This window comes from Rahnella ecdela (genome assembly GCF_019049625.1).
Taxonomy (GTDB): domain Bacteria; phylum Pseudomonadota; class Gammaproteobacteria; order Enterobacterales; family Enterobacteriaceae; genus Rahnella; species Rahnella ecdela.
Window position 1 is genome coordinate 82,122 of sequence record NZ_JAFMOY010000131.1, and the last position, 17,606, is coordinate 99,727.

Below are 17,606 nucleotides of genomic sequence, written 5' to 3' on the forward strand. Positions count from 1 at the left end.
TTCGCAATACGTTGAACTCTGCATCCATCCGCTTCGCCGGTTTTTTCAGCACTTTTCAGGTAATTACTTTCTGATCTGCGTAATCCGCTGCAATTTAGTCGAAAAAAAAGACCAATGCACAAGGCATTGGTCTGGATCATGGTCAGCCCGATTTTGATATAAATGCTATCAGAATGAGGTACGTTTATAGCTGCGATATTGCGGTGCCCAGAAATTGTGTTCAATCGCCTTCGATAACGTATCTTCTGACGTCACCATCGCCACTCCCTGCAGCTGTGCGGCTTTGCCGACTTCCAGCGCGATACATTTGGATACGCCCTGAATATCATCCACATCAGGCAGCAGCGAACCTTTGCCCTCGGTCGCCAGCGGAGAACATTCGGCCAGCGTGCGGCTTGCAGCCATCAGCATACCGTCGGTCACGCGTGTCGCGCCGGAGGCAATCACACCCAGACCGATGCCCGGGAAGATAAAGGAGTTGTTGCACTGGGCAATGGGGTAGATCTGACCTTTGTAGCTCACCGGTGCAAACGGGCTGCCGGTGGCAACCAGCGCGGCGCCGTCGGTCCAGTTGAGGATATCGGCAGGCGTGGCTTCAACGCGTGATGTCGGGTTGCTCAGCGGCATCACAACCGGACGCGCACAGTGTTTATGCATTTCGCGGATGATTTCTTCAGTGAACAGACCCGGCTGGCCGGATACGCCGATAAGCACGGTTGGTTTAGCATTACGCACCACATCCAGTAAAGAAATGCTGTCGTTCACCATGCCCCAGCTTGTCAGTGCGCTGCTTTTCTGTACCAGTTTGCTCTGGAAATCCAGCAAGTTAGGCAGTTTGTCAGTCAGCAAACCGAAGCGATCCACCATGAAGACTTTCGCGCGGGCTTCTTCTTCGCTCAGACCTTCAGATTTCATCTGCGCGACGATTTGCTCGGCGATACCACAACCGGCGGAACCTGCACCCAGGAACGCGACGGTCTGGTCACTCAGTTTGCCACCGGCGGCTTTACTGGCGGCAATCAGGCTGCCGAGCGCAACAGAAGCGGTGCCCTGAATGTCATCGTTAAAGCAGCACAGTTCATCACGGTAACGTTCGAGGATCGGCATGGCGTTCTTCTGCGCGAAATCTTCAAACTGTAACAGCACGTTCGGCCAGCGGATTTTTACTGCCTGAATGAACTGATCAACAAAGGCTTCGTACTCTTCGCCGGTAATGCGCGGATGACGCCAGCCCATGTACAGCGGGTCATTGAGAAGTTGCGGATTGTTTGTTCCCGCGTCAAGCACTACGGGCAGAGTGTACGCCGGGCTGATGCCGCCACAGGCGGTGTAAAGAGACAATTTACCGATCGGGATCCCCATCCCGCCGATACCCTGGTCACCCAGGCCGAGAATGCGTTCGCCGTCAGTCACCACAACCACTTTTACGTGTTGTTTGGTGGCATTTTGCAGCATGTCATCGATGTGGGCGCGGTTAGGATAAGAGATAAACAGGCCACGGGCGCGGCGGTAGATATCGGAAAAGTGTTCGCAGGCCTCGCCGACGGTCGGGGTATAAATCACCGGCATCATTTCGCTGAGATGACCGTCCAGAAGGCGGTAGAACAGCGTTTCGTTGGTGTCCTGAATGTTTCTCAGATAGATGTGTTTATCAATGTCGGTTTTGAAATTCTGAAACTGGCGGTAGGCACGGTCAGCCTGTTCCTCGATAGTTTCAACCGCTTCCGGGAGCAACCCGTGAAGGTTAAAATTGCTGCGTTCTTCTTCGGTGAACGCACTGCCTTTATTGAGCAGCGGGAATTCTAACAGGATCGGGCCAGCGTGAGGGATGTACAGGGGACGTTTACTTTCGTATTCAAGTTCCATCGTTTTACTCTTCCGGTGTGCAGAATGTTGTTTTTTATATTTCGGAGCGGTGAGGGTAACAGAGAGGAAATGAGGATTTCAAATGACAAGTGTAATGGCAATGTTATGTAACTAAAGACTCCGGAAATGGAGTCTTTAGTGTTAACCGGCTCACACTATCAGCAGGTCTGCGTGGTGACGTCCTGACAGCCCAGCGCGTTTAACGTGGCGCGTGTGGCATCGTTTTGGGTGATCAGCGCATCTTTTTGCTCGACCAGCACAGCGCGATGCACTTTCAGGCAATCCTCCCCTGACATATTCAGCAAGATTAGCGCGGCCTGCAACGGAGGAAGGCTTGGGTTAAACGCAGCGTTTTCTGCGTAGCGGCCCGCAAACTGTTTACCGTTGTGCGTTTCCAGCGCCACACCGCTGTGAGATTTGCTGTAAGGCGCATGGCTTTGGTTGCAGGCATCCAGTGCGAGGAGTGTCAGCGCATCTTGGGTATCCGCTTTAAAACCGTGATCCACTTTATCCATCAGCAGCGTGGTGATATCCAGATCCTTCGGCCCGAAAGAATGCGGCAGATAATCACCGAGCGTCGCAACGTCACGGTCCGGCAGATGAATATTCAGCGCTGTGCCGCTGGTCAGTTCGTTCATAAACTGACGACAGTGACCGCAAGGTGTGTAATTCACGGTGATGGAAGCCAGACGCGTTTCACCACGAAGCCAGGCGTGAGTGACTGCGGATTGCTCGGCGTGAACCGTTTGTTGCATCGGCGCACCGGCGAATTCCATGTTGGCACCGAAATACAGATTGCCGGAAATACCGCGGGCAATAGCACCGACGTGGAAATGAGAAATTGGCGTGACGGAACAGGCGGCGGCCAGCGGCAGCAGAGCAAAGGCCAGCGCATCGTCATTCAATCCTGTCGCTTGTTTTATCTCTGCAACATCCGCCGCAGAGAACATTGCCGGAAAGTCGTCATGTCGCAGAAATGGCTCAAGCGCGGAGGATAAATTTTCAGGGAGTGCCGCAAAGGCGGTATGAAAACGTGCGTGCATAAACATTCGATCTCGACAGTGATTACGGTTGAACAGTTTAAAAGTCATTCCATGAATGTAGTGTGACGAATGTCACTTTTTCGATGTAATAAGTTCTGATGGATTACATTTTTGAGAGATGTTACGCAGAACAGCCGTCTGAAAAGACGGCTGTTGAAGGATAAAGGGGAATCAGTGCGCCGGGAACCACTTGTCATTAATCTTCTGGAATTCGCCGTTGGCTTTGATGCCTTCAAGCGCCGTGTTCAGTTTCGCCAGCAGTTCCTTATTATCAGGACGCACCGCCATGCCGACGCCGGTCCCAAAGTATTGCGGATCTTTAATCAGTTCGCCGACTTCACCAAGATTAGGATTGGATTTCAGCCAGCCGTTCAGTACGGCGGTATCCCCTAACAACCCGTCCAGACGACCACTTTTCAGATCCAGAATCGCATTCTGATAGCTGTCATAACCGACAGTGGTGATTTCAGGGTGTTTTTCCATCAGGTATTTCTGGTGGGTGGTGCCATTTTCCAGACCAACACGTTTGCCTTTCAGATCCGCAATTGAAGCGAACTTGCCTTTCGGCCCGATGATCATCGCGGTATTCGCGTAGTAAGGCTGGGTAAAAGTGACCTGCTTGCTGCGCTCTTCGGTGATGTCCATACCGGAAATAATCACATCGAAACGACGGAATTTAAGTGCCGGGATCAGACCATCGAATGGCTGATTGGTGAAGGTGCAGGTTTCCTGCATTTGTTTGCACAGCGCATTCGCCAGATCGATATCAAAACCAATAATCTGGTTATCAGCGCCGATAGATTCAAACGGCGGATAAGTGGCGGATGTGCCGAAACGAATAGTATCCGCAGCGGTGGCAGCAAAAGCAGTGGCAGACAAGAGGGCAGCGAGGATCAGCTTTTTCATGCAATACATTCCTGTTCAAAAAATGACATTCCCTTCACGGTACAGTTTACTGATTTTATTAATGTAATCGGATAACTGGCAGGAAGTGAGACCGGTAATTAAAGTGCCATTAATTGAATTTATATGCAATAAATTTGATTAAAAAATTAAATGAGGAAGTGTTTGTATTTTATCAGGCATAAAAAAAGGGACGATTTCTCGTCCCTTCAGCTTTTTCTGTTCAATCAGTTGCGGCGTTCGAATGCCAGCGCACGGCGTTCAATCAGGCGCATCATCAGGGTCAGTAATCCGTTTACGCACAGATACACCAGACCGGCTGCGCCGAAGACCATCACGTCATACGTGCGGCCATACATCAGCTGGCTGTGGCCCATGACGTCCATCAGCGTAATGGTGTAAGCCAGCGAGGTACTTTTAAAGACCAGCACCACTTCGTTGGAATACGACGACAGCGCGCGCTTAAATGCGTACGGCAGCAGGATGCGCAGGGTTTGCGGTTTGGACATCCCCAGCGCTTCACAAGATTGCCACTGACCGGAAGGAATGGCGCGCACCGCACCGGTAAACAGTTGCGTGGTATACGCCGCGCTGTTCAGTGCCAGGGCAAACATCGCGCAAAGCCACGGCTGCGACAGCACTTCCCATAACCACGGGATTTCACGGATCGATGGAAACTGACCCGGGCCGTAATAAATCAGGAAGATTTGTACCAGTAGCGGCGTACCGGTAAACAGCGTGATGTAACCTTTCACGACCTGGCTGGCGACCGGTACTTTCAGCGTCAGAATGACGGTGAAAATCATCGCCAGCAGCAGCGCCACAATCAGCGCCGCCACGGTCAGCGTCAGGCTGGTGTGCAATCCCTTGAGGACTTCAGGTAAATATTCCCACATCAGGAAGCACTCCGTTCAAAGCGGGTGGTACGCAGTTCGATGCGTTTAATCACGAACTGGCTGAACAGGGTGACAAGCAGATAAATGCACGCCGCAATCACATACCAGGTAAACGGCTCCTGTGTGCGGGTCGCGATGCTTTTGGTTTGCAGCATCAGGTCGTTCACGCTGATAAGCGAGACAAGTGCAGTATCTTTTAGCAGCACCAGCCACTGATTGCTCAGTCCCGGCAATGCGTGACGCCACATTTGCGGCATGATCAGACGAAAGAAAATCGCCGATTTTTTCATGCCCAGTACCTGACCGGATTCCCACTGACCTTGCGGTACGGCTTTCAGTGCGCCACGCAATGTCTGTGAAGCGTAAGCCGAATACAGCAGGGAAAGGGCGATTACGCCACACACGAACGGACTGACTTCGAAATTCTCAATCGGTAGCTTGATCGGGATCGCGAACAGGCCGAGATTGATGCTAAAGCCATCTGCCAGCACCATCAGCAGCTGTGAGGAACCGAAATAGATGAACAGCACCACCAGAATTTCCGGCAGACCGCGCAGCACAGTAACCCACGCGGTGCCCAGCCAGCTAAGCGGCTTCCACGGCGCGGATTCCCAGACAGCGAAAATCATCGCCAGCACCAGGCCGAGGATCAGCGCGCAAACGGCAAGGCCGACGGTCATCCCGGCGGCGCTTACTAAAGGTTGGAATTCAGTCATTGATAGGCAAACTTATTGCTGGAACCATTTTGAATACAGCGTTTTGTAAGTGCCGTCTGCTTTCACTTTTGCCAGAGCATCATTCAGTTTAGTCAGCAATTCAGTATTGTTCTGACGAACCGCAACACCCAGACCGGTACCGAAGTAAGTCGGGTCGGTGATTTTGTCACCGACAGCAGCCAGGTTTTTGTTCTGCTTCAGCCATTCGTTTACTACAGCGGTGTCACCGAATACGGCGTCAAGACGACCATTTTTCAGGTCCAGCACGGCATTCTGATAGCTGTCGTAAGGCACGGCAGTAATTTCAGGATGCTTATCCATCAGGTATTTCTGATGGGTGGTGCCGTTTTGCATACCAACACGTTTGCCTTTCAGCGCCGCAACGTCAGCGAACTGACCAGAATGCGCGATGAAGAGAGCAGAGTTGTCGTAGTAAGCGTTGGTAAAGGAAACTTGTTTTTCACGCTCAGGCGTGATGTCCATGCCGGAAATGACCGCGTCAAAACGACGGAATTTCAGGCTTGGGATCAGACTGTCGAAAGCCTGGTTAGTAAAGGTACAGGTCGCCTGCATCTCTTTACACATTGCATTCGCCAGATCGACGTCGAAGCCCTGAATCTGATTGCTGGAGTCTACAAACTCAAACGGAGGATAAGACGCTTCCATCGCAAAACGGATGGTATCAGCAGCGCTGGCTGACAAACTGACGGTAGCCAGAACCGCGGCAATTACTAATTTTTTCATCGCAAACTCCGTAGAAACATCAATCAATGTATTGGTGAAAATACAGTTAATGGGAAAGATAGCTCGCAAACTCTTTGGTTTGCGGCTGGGTGAAAATGGAGGCATCACCTTGTTCGACGATGCGGCCGTTTTCCATGTACACCACGCGGCTGGCGGTTTTACGCGCCACTTCAACCTCATGGGTCACGATAACCTGTGTGATGCCAGTACCGGCCAGTTCGCGAATAATGCTGACGATCTGAGCGGTGATTTCCGGATCAAGCGCGGCCGTCGGTTCATCAAACAGCAGAACCTGAGGCTCCATCATCAGCGCACGGGCAATCGCCACACGCTGTTGCTGGCCACCGGAAAGATGCAGCGGAAAACGATCCGCGTAATCGGTCAGACGCAGACGGGTAAGCAATTTCTGCGCGCGTTGCATCGCGACATCTTTAGACAGACCCAGAACACGCATCGGGGCTTCCAGTAAGTTGTCGAGCACGGTGCGGTGCGGCCACAGATTGTATTGCTGGAAGACCATTCCGACGTTCTGACGCAGTTCGCGAACAGCTTTTTCGTCCGGTTTGCGGGTGAAATCGAAGGTATTACCGGCGATTTGCAACGTGCCTGAACGCGGCATTTCCAGCAGGTTCAGAACACGTAACAGGGAGCTTTTACCTGCACCACTTGGCCCGAGCAAAACCAAAGTCTCACCGGCGGGGCAGTTAAGCTGAATGTCAAAAAGCGCCTGATGCACGCCGTAGAAGCAGTTGATGCTATTAAGTTGAATACTCATGCGCAAATAGTGAATAGCCATTGATGCCGCAGATGGTAACTTCCACAGCATAGTTATGCAACGATCGCGGCTTAAAAATTATGTGTTGCCGCAGGAAGGCTAAAGTTTAGCACAACATATTGTTAACTATCTGTGACGGGGGTGTTGGTCAATGACGTTATTCATCACTGACCAACATTTTTACGAAGTTTTTTTAGAACGCTGAGCGGGTTACTGGTTTTCTAAAACCTGGCGTAATGTGCCGCTGGAAGCGAAATCGAGATTGGCCATGTAGCGGACGTCATCGACAGTCCAGCATTTGCCTTCGCGTACCATTAACACTTCATCTTTCCAGCTGGTGGACGCGCCTTTGTCTTTCTCATGCGTGAACGTCACGCGCAGAGGAATGTTGCGGGCATCCGTGTTTGGAATGGAGGAGGCGCTGTCCACGGAAGCGGACGTCGGGCCATCAAACAGGCTGGAGAAAATGTCGCCGTCGCCGTCGCCTGCGCCTGTTCCGGTTTTTTCATTCGGCGTGGCGGCGATGTCGACTTTAGGCTGAGACTGCGCTTTGAGTAACGCATTATATAAAGCGGTGCTCAGGTAAGGCCGGTAAGCGGCAAGCTGGCTCGAGTTTGGTAAACCGCTGCCGCCTTGCTTGATGCGGAAATCATAGAATTGCTGAGCCACGCTGTCCGGGCCGCCGTCAACGCAGGGCGCGGTACGGCTGCCAATGTCCTTGTATGCAGGTTCGACCGTGGTGCAGGCATTTAACAAGAATACCAACGGGATTGCGGCGATAAGAGTTTTCTTTTTCATCGTATTCCTTACTGAAAGATTGAACATTTTCACCATGACTTTCTTTACCATACAGTATAAAACCGATTTGGCTTAATGCATGGCGAAGAGAAAATCAGTCACCGGCTGATACCTTGATCCCGCACGCATGGTTTATGCTGTAAATGAAATGATTGCCAGGCTCTGGACGACAACTGATAAGGAATACTCATGCAAGTTTCAACCACTCCGACCCTCGAAGGTTTCACTATCGCTGAATATTGTGGCGTAGTGACAGGCGAAGCGATTTTAGGCGCGAATATTTTCCGTGATTTCTTTGCCGGTGTGCGCGATATCGTCGGCGGGCGCTCAGGCGCGTATGAAAAAGAGCTGCGCAAGGCGCGCGAAATTGCCTTCCGTGAACTGGAAGAACAGGCCAAAGAGCGCGGTGCGAACGCCGTTGTCGGTATTGATATCGATTATGAAACCGTGGGCAAAGACAGCAGCATGCTGATGGTGAGCGTGTCCGGCACGGCTGTCATCGTGCATCGCAAATGATCTGCCAGCCGGTGAGACGCGTCCTGTTAACCGCTGCATTATTGCTGCTGGCGGGATGTCAGGGTGTCAGTCATCAGGCCGCAGATTCCGCTTTTCGCTTAGAAACAACGCGTCAGGCGCAGGGGGCAGATCAGCGGATCCGTTTTCTGGTCATTCACTACACCGCTGAAGATTTCCACAATGCATTAAATACGTTAACTGATGAACACGTCAGCGCGCATTACCTGATCCCGGCAAAACCACCGCTGGAAGAAGGTAAACCGGTGGCGTGGCAACTGGTGCCGGAAAACATGCGGGCGTGGCACGCGGGCGCCAGCGGCTGGCGCGGTCGCACCAATCTCAATGATACGTCGGTGGGCATCGAGTTGGAAAACAAAGGCTATAGCAATTATTTGCTCGGCAAAAAGTTCTATCCATTCCCTCCTGCGCAAATTGATTTACTGGCCAGTCTGAGCAAACAGATTGTGGCGCGTTACCAGATTGAGCCGCGTAATGTGGTGGGACACAGCGATATTGCGCCGCAGCGCAAGGACGATCCGGGGCCGTTATTCCCGTGGCAGGAAATGGCGGAGCGCGGCGTGGGTGCGTGGCCGGATGTGAATGTAGTGAAACAGTATCTGGCGGGACGCAATCCGCAGGAGCCGGTTGATCAGGCGCGGTTATTGACGTTGCTGAAAGCGTACGGATATTCGGTGGACGATAATATGACACCGCAACAACAAAAGCGGGTGATTGCGGCGTTCCAGATGCATTTCAGGCAGAGTGATTATCGCGGCAATGCGGATGCCCAGACTGAAGCGATTGTCCGGGCGCTGTTGCAGCAATTCCCGGATTCAACCCGCTAATAGCACCGGCTGGACAACGCGGCTGATCTTTCCGGTCAGTCGCGTTTTGGACCGATACCGTGCAACCCCTGAAGTTTACCGTGATCGCGCAGCCAGTCGGCGGTGCGGATAATCCCCTGATCGAGCGAAATCACCGGCACATAACCGAGTTCTTTCTGCGCGCGTTGGGTATCCAGCGTCAGGTCAAAATTCAGTTTCGCTACGCTGTAATGCGTCAGCACCGGTTCTTTATGCGAACTTTTGCTGATGCGCTCCATGCCCCGTGCCATCATATCCAGCAGCGGATAGGGCACCGAACGGATACGGTATTTGATATCCAGATTTTCCATCAGCTGCTTGACCAGCGTGCGCAGCGGGCGCGGTTGCTGATTGGTGATATTGAATGCGCGGCCAGATTCGGTTGCCAGCGACTGCGTTGCCAGCCACATCGCATGGACAGCATTCTCGACATAGGTCATGTCCACCAGCGCTTCACCGCCGCGTGGCAGCATCAGCGTTCCGCCGTATTTCAGCATTTGCATCAGACGCGGCAACAGCACGTTATCGTGAGGACCGAAAATACCCTGCGGTCGCAAAATGGTGAAATGGGTTTGCGGATTGGACAGTGCCAGCGTGTGGATCACCTGCTCACCGGCGGCTTTGCTGCGCGCAAAAGAGTTTGCGAAACGGTGCGGGCGGAAATCTTCCTGTATATCGCGGTGATGATGAAAATCGAAATAGATGGCTGGCGATGAAATATGGACGAAGTTTTCCACGCCATAGGCAGCAGACCATTCACCCAGCCGCCTTGTCGCGCGCACATTTGCCAGTTCGAATTCCTGCTCGCTGCCCCACGGCGACATCAGTCCCGAGCAGTGCCAGACGGTGTCGATATCGGCCAGCAGCGCTTTTGCCTGCGAGGAGATAAGCGTGGTGAGATCGGCATGAATAAATTCTGCACCCATTTTCTGCAAAAGTGAGCCCATAGCGGCATTACGACCTGTCGCCCTGACTTTAATGCCTTTATTTCGCAGAAACTCGACGGCGTTACGACCTAAACCGCTGCTCGCGCCGGTAACCAAAACCTTCATATACAGGCCAATGCCTTCATAAATAGAGAAAAAATGTTTTCAGCGTCCCAGGTCTGGCACCCCTGAGCAATAAGGGTGCCATTCTTTCGTGAAATTGTGCGGGTTGCAATGAGAAAGGGTGCAAGCTGTGTGCGAAAGCGGATTAATTAACCCCCTTTAGCGTCCGCAACGGTCTTTCTGACGTGCCAGGCTGGCGATACGCTTTGCCATGCCACGAAAAATAAACTGATGAGCGGGCATCATACTGAACCAGTACAGCAAACCACTGAATCCGGCGGGGTGCCACCAGGCGCGTACATCCAGACGGCGGCTCTCACCGTTATCGGTGATGGTGAACGTGAGACGCCCTAAACCTGGCGCTTTCATGCCGAACAGTAACGCCAGTTCACGCTGAGGTTTGAGGCCAATGACCTTCCAGCCATCAATTTTATCGCCAATTTTCAGGAAGTCCCGATCCGGACGGCCGTATTTCACGCCACCGCCGAGTAAATCGTCCATGCGTGCCCGGGTTTTCCATAATCCATTGGCATAAAAATAGCCTTCCTGACCGCCAAGTTGCTGCACGACTTTCCATAGTGAGGCTTTTGATGCAGACGTTTCCAGCGTGAAACCTGCCTGCTTCGGGTAATAACCATAACCGGGACGCCAGCGTGCACGGGCATCCGGGTCATATCCCCAGTCCGGCGAATCCATCACCTGTTGTTGTTCCTGCGCCAGCGTGGTGCGGATCGCGTCATCAATCGAAATCAGGTTCTGCGGAATTAATCTTTGCAGTTCCGCACTGTCAGCGGGCAGGTCATGATTCAGCCCCTGAATCAGGGCTTTGGCCAGCGACGTCGGTACCGACGTGATCAGGCTGAGAAAATACACCGAAACAAACGACGTCGGCAGGGGTATAGGGATCAGCCAGCGGCGTTTTCCGCTCATAGCGATAAAGCGCTCAAACAGCGTCTGATAACTGATGTACTCCGGTCCGGCAGCTTCCAGAATACGGTTCTCAGTGGCCGGTAAGGTCACCAGCCCCTGTAAGTAATTGAGCAGATTTTCCAGCGCAACCGGCGAGGATTTCGAACGTACCCAGCGCGGTGGAGTCAGCACCGGCAGGTTATACACCATGTCCCGCATCACTTCGAAAGCCGCTGATCCTGCGCCAATAACAATACCGGTGCGCAGTTCAGTCACCGGAATATTGCTCATGCGCAGCAAATCACCGGTCAGCTTTCTGGCCTGTAAATGCGGGGAATGATTGTCTTCCGGCTGCATCGATCCGAGATAAATGATGTGTTTTATCGGTGAGTCCTTCAGCGCCAGCAGGGTGTGCTGGGCGGCCTGCCGCTCTTTCTCCAGCAGATCATCGTCTTCGGTCATGGCGTGCACCAGATACACCAGCACGTCCGCGCCTTCAAAGGCGGCAGCCAGCGTTTTGCTCTGATAGACATCGGCAAAGCAGCAGCGCACATGCGGCCATTTTTGCTGTTGCAGCCACTCTATCCGGCGCGCGGCAGCCGTGACCTGAAAACCATTGCGGCTCAGATGGGCGGTAAGATGTTGTCCGATATATCCGCTGGCACCGAGAATGACGACCCGGCCAGTTTGTGTCGAGATTGGCATTTCCATTTGCTCAGTCAGTGTAGGGGGAGGATCCGGGAAGTACGGCGATAACCCGCAGGTTAGCGCCGCAGACGTAACGGACTATCAGGCGTGCTGGTGCAGGAATTCCTGCCACAGCGCGACAACTTTTTGCAGATCTTCGCGGCTGATGTTGATGTGTGTCAGCACGCGGGTCACTGGCCCGGCACTGATGATCACGCCACGTTCGCGCATCCACGGTCCCATTTTCGCTGCCAGTTCCGCGCTCTGCTTGATGTAGAGCACATTGGTCTGTGCGCCGGGCTCTGCGATTTCCACGCCGATTTTGCTCAGTTCTTCTGCCAGCCACTGCGCATTGTCATGGTCATCTTTCAGACGTGCGACGTTGTTTTCCAGCGCATAAATTGCCGCTGCCGCCAGAATGCCCGACTGACGCATACCGCCGCCGGTCATTTTGCGCCAGCGGTTAGCGCGGTGGATATACTCTTTACTGCCGACCAGCAGAGAGCCAATCGGCGCACCCAGCCCTTTCGACAGGCAAATCGTCAGCGTGTCGCAATACTGCGTAATTTCACGCAGCTCAACGTTCTGCGCCACGGCCGCATTCATAATGCGCGCACCGTCGATATGCAATGCCAGCCCTTTTTCGCGGGTGAACGCGTAGGCCTTTTGCAGATAATCCAGCGGAAGCACTTTGCCGCTGTGGGTGTTTTCCAGGCTCAGCAGGCGGGTGCGGGCGAAATGGATATCATCGGGTTTGATGGCTGCGGCCACTTTATCCAGTGGAATGGAACCGTCGGCGTCCATGTCCAGAGGCTGCGGCTGAATGCTGCCGAGAACCGCTGCGCCGCCCGCTTCATACATATAGTTGTGGGCTTTCTGGCCGACAATATATTCTTCGCCACGCTGGCAATGCGTCAGTAACGCCACCAGATTGGCCTGCGTACCGGTCGGTAAAAACAACGCCGCTTCTTTGCCGCACAGTTTTGCCGCCATGTCCTGTAAAGCATTTACCGTTGGGTCATCGCCGTAGACATCATCGCCGACTTCAGCGCTGGCCATAGCCTGACGCATGGCTTCACTGGGGCGGGTTACGGTATCACTGCGTAAGTCGATCAACGTGGCTTCCTCTTCTCGGGTTGTAGTTGTGAATGCATGATTAGACAGTATAAGCAGTCTAATCATGCACTATAGCCCTGTCGGGGTTATCGCAGCCAGTTGGTTTTTGCCAGATCGACCACTTCGTCGCCGCGCCCGCTGATCACCGCGCGAAGCATGTAAAGGCTGAAGCCCTTGGCCTGCTCGAATTTGATCTGCGGCGGCATGGCCAGTTCTTCGGTGGCGGTGATCACATCAATCAGCACCGGCCCCTCGTAGGCAAAGGCATCCTGCAGGGCTGTGTCGATATCAGACGCTTTCTCGACGCGGATCCCTTTAATGCCTGCGGCTTCAGCAATGGCGGCGAAATCCGGGTTTTTCAGCTCGGTGCCGTCGGTCAGATAACCGCCGGACTTCATTTCCATCGCCACAAAGCCCAGCACGCTGTTGTTGAAAATGATGATTTTCACCGGCAGCTTTTGCTGTGCCAGCGTCAGGAAATCGCCCATCAGCATGGCGAAACCGCCGTCGCCGCACAGCGCCACTACCTGGCGTGAACGGTCGATAGCCTGCGCACCGATCGCCTGTGGCATGGCGTTCGCCATCGAGCCGTGGTTGAAGGAACCGAGCAAACGGCGCTGCCCGTTCATTTGCAAATAACGACACGCCCACACGGTCGGCGTGCCGACGTCACAGGTGAAAATAGCATCAGCGGCCGCAAAGCGGCTGATTTGTTGCGCCAGATATTGCGGATGAATGGCCTGTTTATCGTTGGGGGTCGCCAGCCCGTCGAGATCTTTACGCGCTTCTTCATAATGCTTCAGGGCTTTGTCGAGGAACTTGCGTTCGTTCTTCACCTGCAACTGTGGCAGAAGGGCGGTCAGGGTCGATTTAATATCGCCGACAAGCGCCATATCCACATGACAATGCGCACCGATGCTGCCCGGATTGATATCAATCTGAATGATTTTGGCATCGGTCGGATAAAACGCGCGATACGGGAATTGCGTGCCGAGCAGGATTAGCGTGTCGGCATTAAGCATGGCGTGATAACCGGAAGAAAAACCAATCAGCCCGGTCATGCCGACGCTGTACGGATTATCCCATTCGATATGTTCTTTACCGCGCAGCGCATGCACCACCGGTGCTTTCAGGGTTTCAGCCAGTTTAATCACTTCATCATGCGCACCCGCACAACCGCTGCCACACATCATCGTAATGTTGGTCGAACCGTTAAGCAGCTCCGCCAGCTTTTGCAGTTCTGTCGGTTGTGGCGTTACTTTAGGCAATACCGGCGGATACCAGCTAACTTTGGCGTCTTCCGGCGCAGGCTTGAGCGCCACGTCGCCTGGCAGAACAATCACAGAAACGCCACGGTTGAGAATGGCTTTGCGCATGGCGATGGCGAGCACTTGCGGAAGTTGTTCAGGATTACTGATCATCTCGCAGTAGTGGCTGCATTCGCGGAATAATTCGGTCGGATGGGTTTCCTGAAAATAGCCGCTGCCGATTTCGCTCGACGGAATATGCGCGGCAATCGCGACAACCGGAACGTGATTGCGGTGGCAGTCGAAAAGGCCGTTAATCAGGTGCAGGTTGCCGGGCCCGCAGGAACCGGCGCACACCGCCAGTTCTCCTGTGATTTGCGCTTCGGCTCCGGCGGCAAAGGCTGCCACTTCTTCATGGCGCGTGCCCAGCCATTCGATGGTGCCCATGCGGTTCAGGCTGTCACTCAGCCCGTTCAGGGAGTCGCCGGTGACGCCCCAGATCCTTTTAACGCCTGCGGCTTCAAGGGTTTTCGCCAGGTATGACGCTACACTTTGTTTCATTATTGAATCCCTCCGGTAGATGCTGAAAAAATAACTGCGTTAAGCATAGTCCACTGATTACATCCTTGAATGTTCAGCCTTAAACCATACAAAATTATGCGGAGGAGGGAGGTGAAGATTTGTAAATCTGCCCGCGCAGACTGTAAAAAGTCATGTGAGGGCAGGGAGTTAACGCGAGGATCAGGCGAGTGTGACGTCGCCCTGAAGCTGACAGCTGCAGGCCAGTACATAGCCCTGCGCGACTTCTTCATCGGTCAGTGTCATACGGCTGGTGGTCTGGTAATCGCCGGAAAGTATCCGGGTTTTACAACTGCCACAGACGCCTGCACGGCAGGCAGCGGTGACCGGTAACTTGTGCTGTTCCATCGCGGCAAGCAGGGTCGAACCCACCGGCACGCGGTAATTCTGCAAGGGCGTCAGGCGGCTCAGCGTCAGTTGCTGGTCGGCTGACACCACATTTTCAGTCGCCTGAAACTGCTCTTTGACGATGTTATCCGCCTCCACACCGAGTTCTTTCGCCCAGTCGGCCGCCAGTTGCATATACTGCGCAGGGCCGCAAATCATCACCCGACGTTCGCGGATATCCGGCACCCGGCTTTGCAGCAAATCCTGACTCAGGCGACCGGTGATTTGCCCGGGCTGCGCATCATATTCAGCCAGAAGGGTCAGATTTAGCTGCGGATATTGCGCCGCCAGTTGCTGCCATTCGCTGGCAAAGATAATGTCCTGCGGGCTGCGCACGCTGTAAAACACCTGCACGTTTTGCGCCGGATGATTCGCCAGACTATCGCGTGTGATGGACATCACCGGCGTCACGCCACAACCTGCCGCCAGCAATAACAAAGGCTGTGCGGTTTCGCAGGTAAATTCGCCCTGCGCGTCGCTCAGCCAGAGATAATCACCGGGTTTGACCTGCTCCGTCAGCCATTCTGAACCCGTACCACCGTTGATGCGGCGCACAGTCAGCTGGATAAAACGGCTTTGTCCCGGCGTGGAAGATAACGTATACGCACGTTGCACCTCGCCGCTCTGGCCGATATTGAGCAGCGCAAACTGGCCGGGACGATACGGATACACGTCGTGATGAATCAGTGACAGCGTGCGGACATCAGGTGTTTCCTGAATGACGGAATATACCTGCATACGGTTCTGGCATAACGCCGTCGGCTGATCGGGAAATAAAGGAAAATTCATTTCAGCTTACTCCGGCAGCATGGTTTTCAGATCCTGCTCAACCGACGTGATTGCACGCAGGCCAAATTTTTCATTCAGGATGGCCAGCAGGTTATCTGTCAGGAAGGCCGGTGCTGTCGGGCCGGTGGCAATGTTTTTCACACCGAGCGACAACAGGGTCAGCAGGATCACAATGGCTTTCTGTTCGAACCACGAAAGCACCAGGCTCAGCGGCAAATCATTCACTCCGCAGCCTAATTTCTCGGCAAGATTGACTGCAAGGATAATGGCGGAATAGGCGTCGTTACACTGACCGACGTCGAGCAGGCGCGGCAGGCCTTCGATCGTACCGAAATCCAGTTTATTGAAGCGGTATTTACCACAGGCCAGTGTCAGGATCAGGCAATCCTGCGGCACGCTGCGCGCCAGATCGGTGAAGTAGCTGCGCTCGCCGCGACTGCCGTCACAGCCGCCGATCAGGAAGATGTGGCGCAGTTTTTTAGCGGCGACGAGATCAATCACGGTGTCCGCCGCGCCGAGCAACGTCTGGCGACCAAATCCGACCGTAATTTCTTGTTCAATTTCGCTGTATGGAAAGCCCGCAAGCTGCATCGCCTGCGCAATGACCGGCGCAAAATCTTCGCCTTCCAGATGCTGCACGCCCGGCCAGCCGACGATGCTGCGCGTCCAGATGCGGTCGCCGTAGTTGCCGACATTCGGGTCAATGATGCAGTTGGACGTCATTACTACCGGTCCCGGGAATTTGGCGAATTCGACCTGCTGATTCTGCCAGCCGCTGCCGTAGTTACCGGCCAGATGCGTGAATTTCTTCAGCTGCGGATAACCGTGTGCAGGCAGCATTTCGCCGTGGGTATAAATGTTGATGCCGGTACCGGCAGTTTGCTCGAGCAACATCTGCAAATCTTTCAGGTCGTGACCGGAAATCAGAATCGCTTTACCCGCCAGTGGGCGGACATTGACGTTAGTCGGCTGCGGATGTCCATAGGCATCGGTTTCGCCTTTATCGAGGATCGCCATCACGCCAAAGTTCATTTTGCCAATCGCCATTGCGTTTTCGAGTAGCTCGCCCATGTCGGCAGGCTGCGTGCCGAGCCACGCCATCAGACGATGATATTCGGCGTAAATAGCAGTATCCGACTGACCCAGAACATGCGCGTGTTCCATATACGCCGCCGCCCCTTTCAGGCCATACAAACACAGCATACGAAGGCCGTGAATGTCATCACCGATCTGCGCTTTATCCCCGTTAAGTGCAAACTGCTGTGCCTGCTGCTGTAGCTCACCGAGGTTATCGCTGACCAGTTCCAGCGCGGCCAGCGGATGGCTGACGGTGATTTGCGAGTCCATCAGTCGGCAGCGCACGGCCAAAGATTCACGGTGGATAATGGCTTCACGGGCATAGCCGACGATGCGGTCTGAATCGAAGTTCACATTGGTCAGCGTGGAGAAAAAGGCGCGGGGTGCGAAGCTGTCGATATCTTCATCAATAATGCCGTAGCCGCGTGCGGTCAGTGCCCAGGCTGATAAGCCTTCCAGCACAGCGACCAGTAAGTCTTGTAAATCGGAGGTTTCTGCCGTTTTACCACACATTCCCTGCGCGTAAGCGCAGCCATTGCCCGCCGGGGTACGGACTGTTTGTTCACATTGCACACAAAACATAATGAGGTCCTTTTTAAAGTTGCATTTGAAATGCTTGTTTTAAAGCAAGCCTAAAACTGGCAGG

General features: G+C 53.7%; 16 protein-coding genes. 2 read left to right on the forward strand and 14 right to left on the reverse strand.

The window, feature by feature from the left end:
* Window positions 1–168 precede the first annotated feature (168 nt).
* The 8 genes from J1784_RS19010 to J1784_RS19045 all read right to left on the reverse strand — a co-directional run bounded on the left by J1784_RS19010 (window position 169) and on the right by J1784_RS19045 (window position 7,741).
* A complete protein-coding gene (locus J1784_RS19010) occupies window positions 169–1,866 on the reverse strand; it encodes an NAD-dependent malic enzyme (protein WP_217150494.1) in 1,698 nt (565 codons plus the stop codon).
* Window positions 1,867–2,024: 158 nt separating this feature from the next.
* Window positions 2,025–2,909, reverse strand: coding sequence for a cytidine deaminase (gene cdd, locus J1784_RS19015; protein WP_217150495.1), 885 nt, complete (start codon window positions 2,907–2,909; stop codon window positions 2,025–2,027).
* 171 nt (window positions 2,910–3,080) lie between these two features.
* Window positions 3,081–3,815, reverse strand: a complete 735-nt coding sequence (locus tag J1784_RS19020) for an arginine ABC transporter substrate-binding protein (RefSeq protein ID WP_183847652.1) — start codon at window positions 3,813–3,815, stop codon at window positions 3,081–3,083.
* A gap of 224 nt (window positions 3,816–4,039) precedes the next feature.
* Window positions 4,040–4,708, reverse strand: coding sequence for an arginine ABC transporter permease ArtM (gene artM, locus J1784_RS19025; RefSeq protein ID WP_217150496.1), 669 nt, complete (start codon window positions 4,706–4,708; stop codon window positions 4,040–4,042).
* Window positions 4,708–5,424, reverse strand: a complete 717-nt coding sequence (artQ, locus tag J1784_RS19030) for an arginine ABC transporter permease ArtQ (protein ID WP_217150497.1) — start codon at window positions 5,422–5,424, stop codon at window positions 4,708–4,710. Before artQ ends, artM begins: the two co-directional genes overlap by 1 nt.
* Window positions 5,425–5,436: 12 nt before the next feature.
* Entirely contained in the window at window positions 5,437–6,168 is a 732-nt protein-coding gene (gene artJ / locus J1784_RS19035) for an arginine ABC transporter substrate-binding protein (RefSeq protein WP_120131417.1), read from the reverse strand.
* A 46-nt stretch (window positions 6,169–6,214) separates the two neighbouring features.
* Window positions 6,215–6,943 (reverse strand): arginine ABC transporter ATP-binding protein ArtP, encoded by a 729-nt coding sequence (gene artP / locus J1784_RS19040; RefSeq protein ID WP_217150751.1) that lies wholly within the window; start codon window positions 6,941–6,943, stop codon window positions 6,215–6,217.
* A gap of 210 nt (window positions 6,944–7,153) precedes the next feature.
* Window positions 7,154–7,741 (reverse strand): lipoprotein, encoded by a 588-nt coding sequence (locus J1784_RS19045; protein ID WP_217150498.1) that lies wholly within the window; start codon window positions 7,739–7,741, stop codon window positions 7,154–7,156.
* 189 nt (window positions 7,742–7,930) lie between these two features.
* Between J1784_RS19045 and J1784_RS19050 the strand changes: the two genes are divergently transcribed.
* Both J1784_RS19050 and J1784_RS19055 read left to right on the forward strand, forming a co-directional pair.
* The gene (locus tag J1784_RS19050; RefSeq protein WP_112287284.1) at window positions 7,931–8,257 is read left to right on the forward strand and encodes a heavy metal-binding domain-containing protein; all 327 of its coding nucleotides are present in this window, start codon (window positions 7,931–7,933) and stop codon (window positions 8,255–8,257) included.
* The gene (locus J1784_RS19055) at window positions 8,254–9,102 is read left to right on the forward strand and encodes an N-acetylmuramoyl-L-alanine amidase (RefSeq protein WP_238485613.1); all 849 of its coding nucleotides are present in this window, start codon (window positions 8,254–8,256) and stop codon (window positions 9,100–9,102) included. Before J1784_RS19050 ends, J1784_RS19055 begins: the two co-directional genes overlap by 4 nt.
* A gap of 35 nt (window positions 9,103–9,137) precedes the next feature.
* On the opposite strand, the gene J1784_RS19060 is transcribed toward J1784_RS19055, so the two are convergent.
* The 6 genes from J1784_RS19060 to hcp all read right to left on the reverse strand — a co-directional run bounded on the left by J1784_RS19060 (window position 9,138) and on the right by hcp (window position 17,542).
* Window positions 9,138–10,172: an NAD-dependent epimerase/dehydratase family protein gene (locus J1784_RS19060; protein ID WP_217150500.1), complete on the reverse strand. Its 1,035-nt coding sequence runs from the start codon at window positions 10,170–10,172 to the stop codon at window positions 9,138–9,140.
* A gap of 156 nt (window positions 10,173–10,328) precedes the next feature.
* Window positions 10,329–11,783, reverse strand: coding sequence for a DUF2867 domain-containing protein (locus J1784_RS19065; protein ID WP_217150501.1), 1,455 nt, complete (start codon window positions 11,781–11,783; stop codon window positions 10,329–10,331).
* A gap of 84 nt (window positions 11,784–11,867) precedes the next feature.
* On the reverse strand, window positions 11,868–12,881 hold the full coding sequence (ltaE, locus tag J1784_RS19070; RefSeq protein WP_217150502.1) for a low-specificity L-threonine aldolase: 1,014 nt from the start codon (window positions 12,879–12,881) through the stop codon (window positions 11,868–11,870).
* Between the two features lie 86 nt (window positions 12,882–12,967).
* On the reverse strand, window positions 12,968–14,689 hold the full coding sequence (gene poxB / locus J1784_RS19075; protein WP_217150503.1) for a ubiquinone-dependent pyruvate dehydrogenase: 1,722 nt from the start codon (window positions 14,687–14,689) through the stop codon (window positions 12,968–12,970).
* Between the two features lie 180 nt (window positions 14,690–14,869).
* Window positions 14,870–15,883 carry an NADH oxidoreductase gene (gene hcr / locus J1784_RS19080; protein WP_217150504.1) on the reverse strand — a complete coding sequence of 338 codons (1,014 nt, stop codon included), beginning with the start codon at window positions 15,881–15,883 and terminating at the stop codon, window positions 14,870–14,872.
* A 6-nt stretch (window positions 15,884–15,889) separates the two neighbouring features.
* The gene (gene hcp / locus J1784_RS19085; RefSeq protein WP_217150505.1) at window positions 15,890–17,542 is read right to left on the reverse strand and encodes a hydroxylamine reductase; all 1,653 of its coding nucleotides are present in this window, start codon (window positions 17,540–17,542) and stop codon (window positions 15,890–15,892) included.
* Window positions 17,543–17,606: the final 64 nt, after the last annotated feature.

Coding starts and splice junctions, on each gene's coding strand:
- J1784_RS19010 (WP_217150494.1), bottom strand. CDS start 1,866: ATGGAACTTGAATACGAAAGTAAACGTCCCCTGTACATCCCTCACGCT.
- cdd (WP_217150495.1), bottom strand. CDS start 2,909: ATGCACGCACGTTTTCATACCGCCTTTGCGGCACTCCCTGAAAATTTA.
- J1784_RS19020 (WP_183847652.1), bottom strand. CDS start 3,815: ATGAAAAAGCTGATCCTCGCTGCCCTCTTGTCTGCCACTGCTTTTGCT.
- artM (WP_217150496.1), bottom strand. CDS start 4,708: ATGTGGGAATATTTACCTGAAGTCCTCAAGGGATTGCACACCAGCCTG.
- artQ (WP_217150497.1), bottom strand. CDS start 5,424: ATGACTGAATTCCAACCTTTAGTAAGCGCCGCCGGGATGACCGTCGGC.
- artJ (WP_120131417.1), bottom strand. CDS start 6,168: ATGAAAAAATTAGTAATTGCCGCGGTTCTGGCTACCGTCAGTTTGTCA.
- artP (WP_217150751.1), bottom strand. CDS start 6,943: ATGAGTATTCAACTTAATAGCATCAACTGCTTCTACGGCGTGCATCAG.
- J1784_RS19045 (WP_217150498.1), bottom strand. CDS start 7,741: ATGAAAAAGAAAACTCTTATCGCCGCAATCCCGTTGGTATTCTTGTTA.
- J1784_RS19050 (WP_112287284.1), top strand. CDS start 7,931: ATGCAAGTTTCAACCACTCCGACCCTCGAAGGTTTCACTATCGCTGAA.
- J1784_RS19055 (WP_238485613.1), top strand. CDS start 8,254: ATGATCTGCCAGCCGGTGAGACGCGTCCTGTTAACCGCTGCATTATTG.
- J1784_RS19060 (WP_217150500.1), bottom strand. CDS start 10,172: ATGAAGGTTTTGGTTACCGGCGCGAGCAGCGGTTTAGGTCGTAACGCC.
- J1784_RS19065 (WP_217150501.1), bottom strand. CDS start 11,783: ATGCCAATCTCGACACAAACTGGCCGGGTCGTCATTCTCGGTGCCAGC.
- poxB (WP_217150503.1), bottom strand. CDS start 14,689: ATGAAACAAAGTGTAGCGTCATACCTGGCGAAAACCCTTGAAGCCGCA.
- hcr (WP_217150504.1), bottom strand. CDS start 15,883: ATGAATTTTCCTTTATTTCCCGATCAGCCGACGGCGTTATGCCAGAAC.
- hcp (WP_217150505.1), bottom strand. CDS start 17,542: ATGTTTTGTGTGCAATGTGAACAAACAGTCCGTACCCCGGCGGGCAAT.